Annotated in this window: 10 protein-coding genes; 4 read left to right on the top strand and 6 right to left on the bottom strand. The window is 63.6% G+C overall.

The features are described 5' to 3' along the window. Positions 1–42: 42 nt before the first annotated feature. Positions 43–1,302: an urea ABC transporter substrate-binding protein gene (urtA, locus tag QA645_RS42760; RefSeq protein ID WP_283047175.1), complete on the bottom strand. Its 1,260-nt coding sequence runs from the start codon at positions 1,300–1,302 to the stop codon at positions 43–45. A gap of 177 nt (positions 1,303–1,479) precedes the next feature. Between urtA and QA645_RS42765 the strand changes: the two genes are divergently transcribed. Further along, positions 1,480–4,851, top strand: coding sequence for an ATP-binding protein (locus tag QA645_RS42765; RefSeq protein ID WP_283047177.1), 3,372 nt, complete (start codon positions 1,480–1,482; stop codon positions 4,849–4,851). Further along, the gene (locus tag QA645_RS42770) at positions 4,835–5,761 is read left to right on the top strand and encodes a response regulator (protein ID WP_283047179.1); all 927 of its coding nucleotides are present in this window, start codon (positions 4,835–4,837) and stop codon (positions 5,759–5,761) included. Before QA645_RS42765 ends, QA645_RS42770 begins: the two co-directional genes overlap by 17 nt. A 206-nt stretch (positions 5,762–5,967) precedes the next feature. On the opposite strand, the gene QA645_RS42775 is transcribed toward QA645_RS42770, so the two are convergent. Next, entirely contained in the window at positions 5,968–7,470 is a 1,503-nt protein-coding gene (locus QA645_RS42775) for an NAD(P)/FAD-dependent oxidoreductase (protein ID WP_283047181.1), read from the bottom strand. Between the two features lie 125 nt (positions 7,471–7,595). Then, positions 7,596–8,354, bottom strand: a complete 759-nt coding sequence (locus tag QA645_RS42780) for a trypsin-like serine protease (protein ID WP_254135074.1) — start codon at positions 8,352–8,354, stop codon at positions 7,596–7,598. Between the two features lie 94 nt (positions 8,355–8,448). Here QA645_RS42780 and QA645_RS42785 point away from each other — a divergent pair, with 94 nt between their 5' ends. Further along, positions 8,449–9,084 (top strand): HAD-IA family hydrolase, encoded by a 636-nt coding sequence (locus tag QA645_RS42785; RefSeq protein ID WP_254135075.1) that lies wholly within the window; start codon positions 8,449–8,451, stop codon positions 9,082–9,084. Positions 9,085–9,196: 112 nt separating this feature from the next. Here QA645_RS42785 and mtnA read toward each other — a convergent pair whose 3' ends face one another. From mtnA to QA645_RS42800, 3 genes are all read right to left on the bottom strand, one after another. Further along, on the bottom strand, positions 9,197–10,306 hold the full coding sequence (gene mtnA, locus QA645_RS42790; RefSeq protein WP_283047184.1) for an S-methyl-5-thioribose-1-phosphate isomerase: 1,110 nt from the start codon (positions 10,304–10,306) through the stop codon (positions 9,197–9,199). Between the two features lie 32 nt (positions 10,307–10,338). Beyond that, positions 10,339–11,214 carry an S-methyl-5'-thioadenosine phosphorylase gene (locus tag QA645_RS42795; protein WP_283047186.1) on the bottom strand — a complete coding sequence of 292 codons (876 nt, stop codon included), beginning with the start codon at positions 11,212–11,214 and terminating at the stop codon, positions 10,339–10,341. Between the two features lie 270 nt (positions 11,215–11,484). Then, entirely contained in the window at positions 11,485–11,757 is a 273-nt protein-coding gene (locus QA645_RS42800; protein WP_283047188.1) for a phosphopantetheine-binding protein, read from the bottom strand. Between the two features lie 355 nt (positions 11,758–12,112). Between QA645_RS42800 and QA645_RS42805 the strand changes: the two genes are divergently transcribed. Further along, complete coding sequence (locus QA645_RS42805; RefSeq protein WP_254135079.1) at positions 12,113–13,327, top strand: acyl-CoA dehydrogenase family protein; 1,215 nt, start codon at positions 12,113–12,115, stop codon at positions 13,325–13,327. The last annotated feature ends 63 nt before the right edge of the window (positions 13,328–13,390 follow it).

Here is a 13,390-nt window from a genome sequence, read left to right on the forward strand (position 1 = left end):
GAGGCTTGAGCTTTACGGAGAGAGCGGCGATCGCCGCGCTTCTTACTGGTAGCCCTTCGGGAACGGATCCGGCTCGACGAGATCGGCGGTCTCGTAGATCAACTCGAACTGACCATCGAGCTTGGCGCGTCCCACGCGGGTCTTCGACCAGAGGTGATGGTTTTCGTGGATGCGCACATAGCCTTCCGGCGCGCCCTTGAACTCGACGCCGGGCGATGCCGCCGCGATCTTGTCGACGTCGAAGGAGCCGGCCTTCTCAACCGTCAACTTCCACAGCCACGGGCCGAGATAGGCAGCCTGGGTGACGTCTCCGATCACGGTCTTCTCGCCCCACATCTTCTTGAACGCGGGCACGAAGGCCTTGTTGTTCGGATTGTCGAGCGACTGGAAGTACTTCATGCAGGCATAGGCGCCCGCGATGTTCTCACCGCCGATGCCGTCGATTTCGTCCTCGGTGACCGAGATCGTCAGCAACGCCTGCTTGGCAAGATCGATGCCGGCGGCCTTGAGCTGCTTGTAGAAGGCGACGTTGGAGCCGCCGACGACGTCGGTGAAGATCACGTCGGGCTTGGTCAGCTTGATCTTGTTGATGACCGAATTGAACTGGGTGTTGCCGAGCGGATAATATTCCTCGCCAACGACCTTGCCCTTCAGCACGTTCTCGACGTGCTTGCGCGCGATCTTGTTGGAGGTGCGCGGCCAGATGTAGTCGGAGCCGATGAAGAAGAACGTCTTCGCGCCCTTCTCCTTGGCGATCCAGTTCAGGCCGGCGAGAATCTGCTGGGTCGCTTCCTGGCCGGTGTAGATCACGTTCTTGGACTGCTCGAGGCCTTCATAGAAGGTCGGATAATAGAGCATGCCGTTATACTGCTCGACGACCGGCAGCACCGCCTTGCGCGAGGCCGAGGTCCAGCAGCCCATGATCGCCGCGACCTTGTCGTTGACGAGCAGCTTCTTGGCCTTCTCGGCGAAGGTCGGCCAGTCGCTGGCGCCGTCTTCCTGGATGAACTTGATCTTGCGACCGAGCACGCCGCCGGCGGCATTGATCTGCTCGATGGCGAGCTTTTCGGCTTCGATCGAGCCGGTTTCGGAGATGGCCATGGTGCCGGTCGCCGAGTGCAGGATGCCGACCGTCACCTCGGTGTCGGTGACTGCGAGGCCGGTGGTGTTGACCGCCGAGGTCGCCGGGGTCTGCGCGAAGGACGCCCGCGGCAGCATCGTGATAGCCGGGACGGCCGCCATTCCCATCAATAGTTTGCGCCGGAGCGGCGACAACAGGCCCTTGTTGGTTTCGTCTGACATGAGCACCCCACTGTTTGTTCGAGGACACGCGATTGGTGCCGTGAGGATGGCTCGAATTTGTGCACCGCAAGCATACGCAAGATCGCGTATACTGCACCGCAAAATACCGACGTAGGCTTTTGGTACGGGATTTGCGAGGTCGCGAGAGGTTCGGACGAGTTCGGGAGTGGGGTGTAAGTGGCAGGGCGGCAGCGAATAGACCGCGTCAGGCGCCAGTACAATCAATGGGTCGCCAACCAGACGCTGGAAGACTACGCGCTGCGCTTCACCGCCAAGAGCGCGCGACGCTGGTCCGCCGCGCGCGTCGCCAACACCGCGATCGGTGCGATCTCCTTCCTGGTGCTGGAGGCGATCGGCGGCACCATCACCCTCAATTACGGCGTCACCAACGCCGCCGCCGCGATCCTCGTCGTCTCCACCATCATCTTCTTCTGCGGCGTGCCGATTGCCTATTATGCAGCCAAATGCGGCATCGACATTGACCTGCTCACACGCGGTGCGGGTTTCGGCTATATCGGCTCAACCGTCACCTCGCTGATCTACGCCTCCTTCACGTTCATCTTTTTTGCAGTCGAGGCGGTGATCCTGGCGACCGCGCTGGAGATGTGCTTAGGGATCCCCCGTCCGATCGGCTACCTCATCAGCGCCGTCGCGATCATCCCGCTCGTGACCTACGGCATCACGCTGATCAGCCGCTTCCAGCTCTGGACGCAGCCGCTCTGGATCGTCCTGCACATCCTGCCCTTCGCCGCGATCGCGTGGGCCAGCCCGCACTCCTTCACGGAATGGCACAAATTCGCCGGCGAGCACGGCGACCTCGGCGGCCATTTCGATCTGCTGCTGTTCGGTGTCGCGTCCTCCGTGGTGTTCTCGCTGGTGGCGCAGATCGGCGAGCAGGTCGACTTCCTGCGATTTTTGCCGCGCGACCGCCGCACCTCCAGGGCGTCGTGGTGGATCGCCCTGATGAGCGCCGGGCCGGGGTGGATCGTGCTCGGTGCGCTGAAGCTGCTGGCCGGCTCGTTCCTCGCCTTCTTCGCGCTGAGCCACGGCGTGCCGCCCGAAGAGGCGGCCGAGCCCGCCCACATGTATCTCGTGGCCTTTCGCTACGTGCTGTCGGACCCGGACCTCGCGCTGGCGCTGACCGGCTTCTTCGTGGTGCTGTCGCAGATCAAGATCAACGTCACCAACGCCTATGCCGGCTCGATCGCCTGGTCGAACTTCTTCTCGCGCCTGACACACAGTCATCCCGGGCGTGTGGTCTGGCTGGTGTTCAACGTGATGGTGGCGCTGCTGCTGATGGAGATCGGCGTCTACAAGGCGCTGGAACAGACGCTCGCGCTCTACTCCAACGTCGCGATTGCCTGGGTCGGCGCGCTGGTATCCGACCTCGTGATCAACAAGCCGCTCGGGCTTCGTCCGCCGCAAATGGAATTCAAGCGGGCGCATCTCTACGACATCAACCCGGTCGGCGTCGGCGCGATGACACTCGCGATCATCGTCTCGATCGCAGCGTTCTACGGCCTGTTCGGCCCGACCATGAAGGCGCTCGCCGCCTTCGTCGCGCTGACGGTGGCCTTCGTCACCGCGCCGATCATCGCGTGGCTGACCGACGGCAAATTCTATATCGCACGCAAGCCGAAGCGGAGCTGGGCCACCATCGAGGCGATCCAGTGCTGTATCTGCGAGCACAGTTTCGAGCCGGAGGACATGACGTCCTGCCCCGCTTACGCCGGCCCGATCTGCTCCCTGTGTTGCTCGCTCGATGCACGCTGCCACGACCTCTGCAAACCGCATGCGCGGGCGCAGGTGCAATTCTCGGACGCGCTCGGCAAGATCCTGCCGCAACCGATCTACGCGCGCATCAATTCGCAGTTCGGGCACTATATCGGCGTGTTCGTGGTCTCCGCCGGCCTCGTCGCACTGGTGCTTGGGTTGATCTATCTGCAGACCTCGGCGAGCGTGCATGGCGAGAATGCGCTCGTCTCCAACGTGCTGTGGAAGGTGTTCTTCTCGCTCAGCATCATCATAGGCGTGGTCGCCTGGCTGTTCGTGCTGGCGCAGCAGAGCCGCCGCGCGGCCGAGGCAGAGACACGGCGGCAGACGGCGCTGCTGATCCAGGAGATCGACGCGCACAAGCGCACCGATGCCGAGCTCCAGCGCGCCAAGGAAGTTGCCGAGTCCGCCAATCTCGCCAAGAGCCGCTATGTGGTGGGGCTGAGCCATGAGCTGCGCTCGCCACTGAACGCGATCAGCGGCTACGCGCAACTGCTCGAGCAAGATGCGACGCTCAACACCAAGCCGCGCGATCAGGTCCGCGTCGTCCGCCGCAGCGCCGATCATCTCTCCGGCTTGATCGACGGTATTCTGGATATCTCCAAGATCGAGGCGGGACGGCTTTATCTCTCCCGTGACGAGGTCCGCCTGAGTGAGTTCCTCGATCAGCTCGTCGGCATGTTCCGTCTCCAGGCCGGTGCCAAAGGCATCGACTTCGTGTTCCGGCGGCCGGCGACATTGCCGACGGTGGTCTATGCCGACGAGAAGCGGCTGCGGCAGGTGCTGATCAATCTCCTCTCCAATGCCATCAAGTTCACGCAGACCGGCAGCGTCCAGTTCGTCGTACATTACCGCAGCCCGGTCGCCGAGTTCGAGGTGATCGACACCGGACCCGGCATCCAGGGCGACGATCTCGAACGCATTTTCGCGCCGTTCGAGCGCGGCGCGCTCGGGGTCTCGCAGCCGCAAACGGGTACGGGCCTCGGGCTCACCATCAGCCGGCTGCTGGCCGGCGTGATGGGCGGCGACATCAAGGTTGCCAGCACCGTCGGGCGCGGCAGTACGTTCAAGGTGAAGATGCTGCTATCGGAGGTCAGCAACCCCAGGCGCATCGCGCCGGTGGAGGCGCCGGTCTCCGGCTATCATGGCGCACGCAAGACCATCCTCATCACCGACGACGACCCGGTGCATCGCGATCTCCTGCGTGAGGTCCTGACGCCGCTCGGTTTCATCTTGCTGAGCGCCACGGACGGCCCGGGCTGTCTCGCGCTGGCGCAGCATTGCCGGCCCGACCTGTTTCTGCTCGACATCTCAATGCCGGGCATGGACGGCTGGACTGTGGCGGAACAGTTGCGCGCCGACGGCCACCACCAGGCCCGCATCCTGATGGTGTCGGCGAGCGCGCTGGAGGCGCACGGCGCACCGCTCGCACAGCCCTTCCACGACGGCTATCTGATGAAGCCGATCGACATTCCGCGGCTGCTGGAGACCGTTCGCCAGTTGCTCAAGATCGAATGGCAATACGGCTCCGACGACATCGTCGTGCCGCTGTGGCGGCCGGACGGCGGCTCGCGGCCGCCGGTCCGACACATCGAGGCGCTGATCGGGCTCGGCCAGATCGGCTACGTCAAGGCGATTCAGCTGAAGCTGGACGAGATCGGCAGCGAGCACCCCGAGCATGCCGATTTCGTCGCGGAGATGCGATCGCTGGTCGATCGCTTCGATCTCGACCAATACATGACAACATTGAAAACACTGCATGCTTATGAGCATTGAGCCGAAAAAGCGCGACGTCGCGCTCGTTGTCGACGACTCTCCCGAAACGCTGCGGCTGCTCACCGACGCGCTTGACGGCGCCGGGATGACGGTAATGGTCGCGCTCGACGGCGCGAGCGCGATGCGCATCGTCGACCAGATCACGCCCGACATCGTGCTGCTCGACGCCGTGATGCCCGGGCTGGACGGCTTCGAGACGTGCCGGCGGCTCAAGCGCGACGCGGGCCTGGCCAATGTCCCCGTGATCTTCATGACGGGCCTCGCAGAGACCGAGCACATCGTGCGCGGGCTGGAAGCCGGCGGCGTCGACTACGTGACAAAGCCGATCGTGATCGAGGAGATGCTGGCGCGCATCCGCGTCCATCTCGGCAATGCGCGGCTGACCCAGAGCGCGCGCACCGCGCTCGACGTTTCCGGCCGCTTCCTGTTCGCGGTCAACCGCCAGGGCCATATCCTGTGGGCGACGCCGCAGGCGCAAAAGCTGCTGGCCGACCATCACGGCGCCCAGGCCGACGACTTCGTGCTGCCGCCGTCCCTGCTGCAATGGCTGGAGCAGGCGAAAGGCAAGGGCAGCGCGAAGTCGCAAGCCGCTTCACTGCCCGACAATCCGCAGCTTCGCTTCTATTACATGGGCGAGACCGCGCCGAACGAGTTCCTGCTGCGGCTGTCCAAGGAGTCGGGCACCGCGCTGCCGCCGGAGTTCACCAGCGAGCTCGGCCTCACCACCCGCGAGGGTGAGGTGCTGGCCTGGCTCAGCAAGGGCAAGACCAATCGCGACATCGCACAGATCCTGGGATTGAGCCCGCGCACCGTCGATAAGCATCTGGAGCAGATCTACGCGAAGCTCGGCGTGGAGAACCGGACAGCGGCGGCGGCGATTGCCACGAATGCGACGCGGAGGAATTCGTGAGGGACTGCGGGTGAGTTGGGTCGCCGCGTACTGAGCTAACGGTGTCGTCCTGGACAAGCGAAGCGCAGATCCAGGACCCATTACCACAGGGAGCGGTTTGGCGAAGACTTGTGGTTACCAGCGCCGCGCGACAACTGCTCCCTGGGGTAATGGGTCCTGGCTTTCGCCAGGACGACATCGGAGGGTATGACGCGAACGCTCCCCCTTCACCCGTACACGAACGCCTTGTCGTCCAGATCCGTCTTCGGGATCTCGTCCTTCTCGGTCCAGTAATCCTGGCTGTGCTGCCATTCCGGCTTGTCGCCGCGCTTGGGCAACAGGTTCATATGGCGCGTGATGTAGCCGGGGTTGAAGTTTTCCGGATCGATCCAGGGCAGGATCGGCATGTTGTGGTCTTCGGCGCGCAAGGCCACCTCGACCTTCTTGCTGCCCTTCGCCTTCATGTGGCCGAGCAGCCGGCAGACGAAATCAGCGACGAGATCCACACGCAGGGTCCAGCTCGCGCGGAAATAGCCGAACACCCAGACCAGGTTCGGCACGCCTGTGAACATCATGCCGCGATAGGTGACGGTGTCGCCGAAAGCCAGCGGCTTGCCGTCGATCTCGAAGGCGATGTCGCCGAGCGCCGACAGGTTGAAGCCGGTCGCGGTGACGATGACATCGGCCTCCAGCAGCTTGCCGGATTTGAGCTGGATGCCGTTCTCGACGAAGCATTCGATCTCGTCGGTGACGACCGAGGCCTTGCCGCTGGCAATGCCCTTGAAGAGGTCCGCATCGGGCACGAAGGCGATACGCTGCCGCCACGGACGATAACTCGGCGTGAAATGCGTCTCGACGTCGTAGTCCGCGCCGAGCACGGCGCTGATCTGGCCGATCAGCTCCTTCTTCACCTGCTCCGGCTTCGACAGGCAGAGTTTTGTAAATGCATCCTGCTCGAACAGAATCTTGCGGCGGACGATCTCGTGAATCCAGGCCTCGTCGACCTGAAGCCGGCGCAATTCCTCGGCGATCTCGATCGCATTGCGCCCCAGGCGGAAATAGGTCGGCGAGCGCTGGAGCATGGTGACATGCGCGCATTCGTCCGCGATGTTCGGCACCAATGTCGCAGCCGTCGCGCCCGAGCCGATGACGATGACCTTCTTGGCCTTGAGATCGATGTCGTCAGGCCAGGTCTGCGGATGGACGATGCGACCCTTGAAGCGATCCATGCCCTTCCATTCCGGCGTGTAGCCTTCCGAATGGCGGTAATAGCCTTGGCACATCCAGAGGAAGTTCGCGGTGAAGATCCGGGCTTCGCCGGTATCGGTCGTCACCGCCTCGATGGTCCAGAGGTTCTGTTCGCTCGACCAGCTCGCCGAATTGATCTTGTGCTTGTAGCGGATATGGCGAGCGATATCGTTGTCGTCGATCACCTCGTTCATGTAGGCGAGGATCTCCTCGGCCGTCGCGATCGGCGATCCGACCCAGGGCTTGAAGCTGTAGCCGAAGGTGTGGAGGTCGCTGTCGGAGCGGATGCCGGGATAGCGATGGGTGCTCCAGGTGCCGCCGAACGTCGCCTGCGTTTCCAGGATGACATAGCTCGTGCCCGGAAGCTGCTTCTCGATATGGTAGGCGCTGCCGATGCCGGAGATGCCGGCGCCGACGATCAGCACGTCGAAATGTTCCGAAACCTGTTTGGTGGTGGCGTGACTGCGAACAGCGACATTCATTGTTGTTTCTATGCCTTGCTTGTTTTTGTGGCCGCCCTTGATCGGACGACGCGTTTCCTCCGCGACGGGCATGGTTGCCAACCGCGCTTCCTCAGCAAAATGACATAGATCAAGTCGCGATCAAACTACAACGCCGCGCCCCAGCTCCGCGCTGTCTGCAAGATCCAGTCGCGATAGAGCGTCAGCGGCGTGACGCCCGTCAATCCGCCGCAGCCGGCGGCACCATTTGGTCCCGTCGACCAGCTGATGACGCCGACAAGCACGGCGCCATTCGGCTTGTCTTCGAACACGGGGCCGCCGGAATCACCGGTGCAGGCACCGATTCCGTCGCGAACACCGTTGGTTACGGGATCGACCAGGCGGATCTGGAACGTGCCGGGCTGACCAGTGGCCGCGAGACTGGCAACGCGAATCGCGCCGCCGCTCTTGCCATCGCCGCGCACGGTGACGCCGATACCGGCGATGGTGAAGCGGCTGCCAACCTGGATTGGAATATTCGGCATGCCGACCGACACTGTCGATTTTCCCTTGAGTGGAATTTCCAGTTGCAGCAATGCCACGTCGGCGGTGGCACGATGCGCCAGCATCGCCTGCATGTTGAAGCCTGGATGGATCGCGACAGTACGCACGTTCAGCAGTTGCGGCGCGCCGTCCGCGCCGCGATCGACGATCTTGTAGTCCGCGCCGGGCTGCACACAGTGCGCGACGGTGAGCACCAGTTTGGGTGCGATCAGGCTGCCGGTGCAGAAATTGCCGCGCGAGCCCACGATGGTGACGACCGCACGCGCGACGCCATCGGTCTGCGGCGTGCCGCCGCCGACGATCGCATGCGCGGGCGTCGCGAGCAGCAGCGCGGATACGATGAGAGTTGCAAGCTTCTTCATGGGAACACGCTCTGGCGTCAGCATCGGCTTCGGACTGGCCCTTGCCGATAGCGCATGCTAGCCCTCTTGGAAAGGAATTGACGAGGGCAGGATAGTGACGATCGAGGCTGTGATCTTTGATTTTGGCGGCGTGTTGACGAGTTCGCCATTCGAGGCGTTTTCGCGGTTCGAGACCGAGCGCGGCCTGCCCGTCGACATCATCCGACGCACCAACGCCGCCAATCATCTGGAAAACGCCTGGGCCAAGTTCGAGCGCGCCGAGGTCGACGTCGACACATTCGACAAGCTGTTCGCGGAGGAGTCGCGTGCACTCGGCGCCGAAGTGCGCGGCCGCGAGGTGCTGCCGCTGCTTCAAGGCGATCTGCGTCCTGAGATGGTCGAGGCCCTGAAGCGCATCAAGGCCAGGTTCAAGACCGGCTGCATCACCAACAATTTGCCGGCCAACGCCATCGGCAGCATGACCGGGCGTTCGCTCTACGTCGCCGAGGTCATGGTACTGTTCGACCACGTCATCGAATCCGCCAAGATCGGCCTGCGCAAACCGGACCCTCGGATTTACCAGCTGATGGTCGAGACGCTGAAGGTCGATCCGAAGAAGTGCGTTTATCTCGACGACCTCGGCGTCAATCTGAAGCCCGCGCGCGAGATGGGCATGACCACGATCAAGGTCGCGAGCGGCGCGCAGGCGATCGCCGAGCTCGAGGCGGCGACGGGGTTGAAGCTGGGGTAGGCAACTCGTTGTTGCGAGGCGTAGCGCCGTGGGGTGGGCAAAGCGGAAGCGTGCCCACCACAGGCAGATGGTCGGCACGGCGCTTCCGCGCCTTTGCCCACCCTACGAGAGCCTACTCTGCTGCAGCAGCGATCCGCTCCGGAAACGCCGCCGCCAGCGAAGCACGATCCGGCTTCAGCACACCACGCTCGGTGATGAGCCCAGTGACAAGCCGCGCCGGGGTCACGTCGAAGCCGTAGTTCGCGACCGGTGATCCCTCCGGCACGATGCGCACGGTCTCCAGCCTGCCGTCCGCGGTACGGCCGGTCATCTCCGTGACCTCCGTCCCGCTACGCTGCTCGATCGGGATGTCGCGAATGCCGTCATTGACGGCGAAGTCGATCGTCGGCGACGGCAGCGCAACGTAGAACGGCACGTTGTTGTCATGCGCGGCGAGCGCCTTCAGATAGGTGCCGATCTTGTTGCAGACGTCGCCATTGGCGGCGACGCGGTCGGTACCGACGATGGCGAGATCGACCATGCCGTGCTGCATCAGATGCCCACCGGTGTTGTCGGGGATCACCGTGTGCGGCACGCCGTGATGGCCGAGTTCCCACGCGGTCAGCGACGCGCCCTGATTGCGCGGCCGGGTCTCATCGACCCAGACATGGATCTTGATGCCGCGTTCTTGCGCGAGATAGATCGGCGCGGTTGCGGTCCCCCAGTCGACGGTGGCGAGCCAGCCGGCGTTGCAATGGGTCAGCACGTTGATCGTCTCGCCCGGCCTCTTCTTCGCAACGATCGCCTCGATCAGCGCGAGACCGTTGGCGGCAATGCCACGGTTGATCTCGACGTCCTGCTCGACGATCTCGTCGGCACGCGCATAGGCGGCTTCCGCCCGCTCGACCGGATCGATCGGCGCAAGCGCCGCGCGCATTTCGTCCAGCGCCCATTTCAGATTGATCGCGGTCGGCCGCGTCACCACGAGCGTATCGTAGGCGCGTTTCAAGCCCGCATCGGACGCGTCCTCGCGCATCGCCAGCGCCATGCCGTAGGCCGCGGTGGCACCGATCAACGGCGCGCCGCGCACCAGCATGTCGCGGATGGCGACCGCGGCGTCCTCGCACGAGGTCAGCTTCGCAACAACGAACTCATGCGGCAGCCTGCGCTGGTCGATCGCGCCGACCGACCAGCCGTCGCGCTCGCGCCAGATGCTGCGGAAATGCTTACCGTCGACCTTCATGGCATTCTGCCTTTTCGTCCTTGTCTTGCGTCTCAACCGCGCAGGATGCGCCCGGCCACCGCATCGAGCTTCTTCAGAAGCTCGGGATCACGCGCCTCGGGCGCGGTGATCAGCGCGGTGTCGAGCGCACGGTCCGAGCCGATCGGGCACGGCTCGTGCTCACGGGGAAACTCCCTGGCCAGCCGCGCCACCAGCGCCTTGGCCTTGTCGGCGTTGGAAGTCAGCACGCGGATGATGTCCTGCACAGTGACGGCATCATGATCGGGGTGCCAGCAGTCGAAATCCGTCACCATCGCGACCGTCGCGTAGCAAATCTCGGCCTCGCGGGCGAGTTTTGCTTCGGGCATGTTGGTCATGCCGATCACGGAATAGCCCAGCGTCTTGTACGTCATGCTTTCCGCATAGGTGGAGAATTGCGGTCCCTCCATGCAGACATAGGTACCGCCGCGCGCGATCGCGATGCCCTCGGCTTCGGCCGCAGCGGCCAAATGAATCCGCAGCCGCGGCGAGACCGGATGCGCCATCGAGACATGTGCGACGCAACCCTTGCCGAAGAACGAGCTCTCGCGCTTGTGCGTGCGGTCGACGAACTGGTCGACGAGAACGAAGGTGCCGGGCGACATCTCTTCCTTGAAGGAACCGCAGGCCGACAGCGAGATCAGGTCGGTGACGCCGGCGCGCTTCAGCACGTCGATATTGGCGCGATAGTTGATGTCGGAGGGCGACAGGCGGTGGCCCTTGTCGTGGCGCGGTAGGAACACGATCGGCAGGCCTGCGATGGTGCCGCGCCGCACCGGCGCCGACGCCTCGCCCCAGGGGCTCCTGATCACCTCTTCGTGCGCGCCTTCGAGTCCCGGCAGGTCGTAGATGCCGGAGCCGCCGATGATGCCCAATACCGCCTGCGTCATACCTGCTCCACCCTGTCAGCTACGTGCGACATGGTTAAGCTATGCCAGTTTTGCGGCGGTTTTGGAACGGAAATGGGTGGGGCTGGGAGTATCGACGGTGCGTGAGGAGCCCAAAGCTCCGGCAGCACATTCAGTGTCGTCCTGGCGAAAGCCAGGACCCATACCGCGAGGTCTATCGATTGAGAACGGTACCAATCCCGAACGACTTGCCTGCGCCAAACTGCTCTCTGGGGTAATGGGTCCTGGCTTTCGCCAGGACGACCCCAATAGTTAAGCCGCGGTCGCCGGCTGCAGCTGGATCGCGACCATGCGTTCCAGCGTCTCGACGGACTGGAAATTCTCGGGCGTGATCTCGGTCTGCGGAATGGTGAAGTCGAACTCGGCTTCGACGCCCAGCATCAGATTCACCATGTCCATCGAGGTCAAGCCGGCATCGACGAGCTTCGTCGACGGCGTAACATCGGCGGTGAGCGAATTCTGCGCGAGGATGCCCTTCACCAGCTTGGTGATGCGATTACGCAAATCGGTATCGAAAGCCTGCATTGGCAAATTTCCATCTGTCCATAAAAGGTCGGCCGGTTGCCGGGTACGATGGGCACGACCGGCCGATCCCGCAATGGGCGGCACCATTACTTCGCGTTTCTTAGTAAACGATGACTCAGATTGTCTGAAATTCGGGCTTCTTCCAAATCCCTAACGTGACACCGGGATTCTCGCCGACGCAAACAACCGGCCCTTAACTGTTCGTCCGGAATTGCGGTTCGTTTACCCTCTATTTCATCGACGAATTTGAATTAAATCCGTAGCCTCAGATCACAAGCAAAGATGGTCGGATGATCGCGAACGGCATCGCAAATGATGCCTGCGGTTTCGAACGGCGAAACGGAGGCGGACGAGCATGAACGTGCGTGAAGCAGTCCTGGCTGTCGACGAGACGCAAGCGAGTCTTTTCGAAGGTCCTTCCTTGATCGAGCGTGCGGCTCGCACCGCCACCGTGGCGGCAGCCGACGCTGACGGCGTCGATCGCGACGCCCGCTTCCCCCACAAGGCCTTCGACACCGCGCGCGAGCAGAAGCTGCTCGGCGTCATGATCCCGGTCGAGTTCGGCGGCTTCGGCGCCTCGATCTACGATGTCACCGACATCTGCTACACGCTCGGGCGCGCCTGCGCCTCGACTGCGATGATCTACGCGATGCATACGACCAAGGTCGCCTGCGTGATCCGCCACGGACACGGCATTCCCTGGATGGAGACCATGATGCGCCGGGTCGCCCGCGACCAGTGGCTGCTCGCCTCCTCCACCACCGAAGGCCAGAACGGCGGCAACATCCGCGCCAGCGCAGCCGCGGTCGACCACGCCGGCGACACCGTCTCGCTCGTGCGCGACGCCACCGTGATCTCCTACGGCGCCCAGGCCGACGGCCTCGTCACCATCGCCCGCCGCGCCACCGAGGCCGCGGCTTCCGACCAGGTGCTGCTGGCGCTCGCCAAGGACGATTATTCGCTGAAGCAGACGCAGGGGTGGGAAACGCTCGGCATGCGCGGCACCTGCTCGACCGGCTTCGAGCTGAAGGTTGATTGCCCCGCCGACCGCGTCTTCCCGGAAGCCTATGACAAGATCCACGCCCAGACCATGACGCCGTTCGCGCATCTGTGCTGGTCGTCCGCCTGGGCCGGCATTGCCGCGGCCTCGGTCACGCGTGCGCAGGCCTTCGTCCGCAAGGCGGCCCGCAGCTCCGGTGGCCAGATGCCGCCGGCGGCTGCGCACTTCACCGCCGCGAAGATGTCGCTCGCAAAACTGCGCGCGCTGATCGCAGCCAATGTCGACGCCTTCGCCGGCGCGGAGCATGACGAGCGCGCGCTCGGCTCGCTCGATTTCCAGTCATCGATCACGCTGTTGAAGGTGCAGGCCTCCGAGCTCGCGGTCGAAACCGTGATGCATGCGATGCGCACCGCGGGTCTGTCCGGCTATCGCAACGACGGCGAGTTCACGATGGGCCGCCATCTTCGCGACGTGCTGTCGTCGCCGATCATGATCAACAACGACCGCATTCTGGCCAATGCCGCCACCTCGACCTTGATGAGCGGCATTCCGGCTAGCCTTCGTGACTAATAAGCCTTCGCGACCGACGTGCTTTCGAGACCAACAAGAATAGTTGCCGATAACAGGAAGTCG

The sequence above is a fragment of the Bradyrhizobium sp. CIAT3101 genome, assembly GCF_029714945.1.
GTDB lineage: Bacteria > Pseudomonadota > Alphaproteobacteria > Rhizobiales > Xanthobacteraceae > Bradyrhizobium.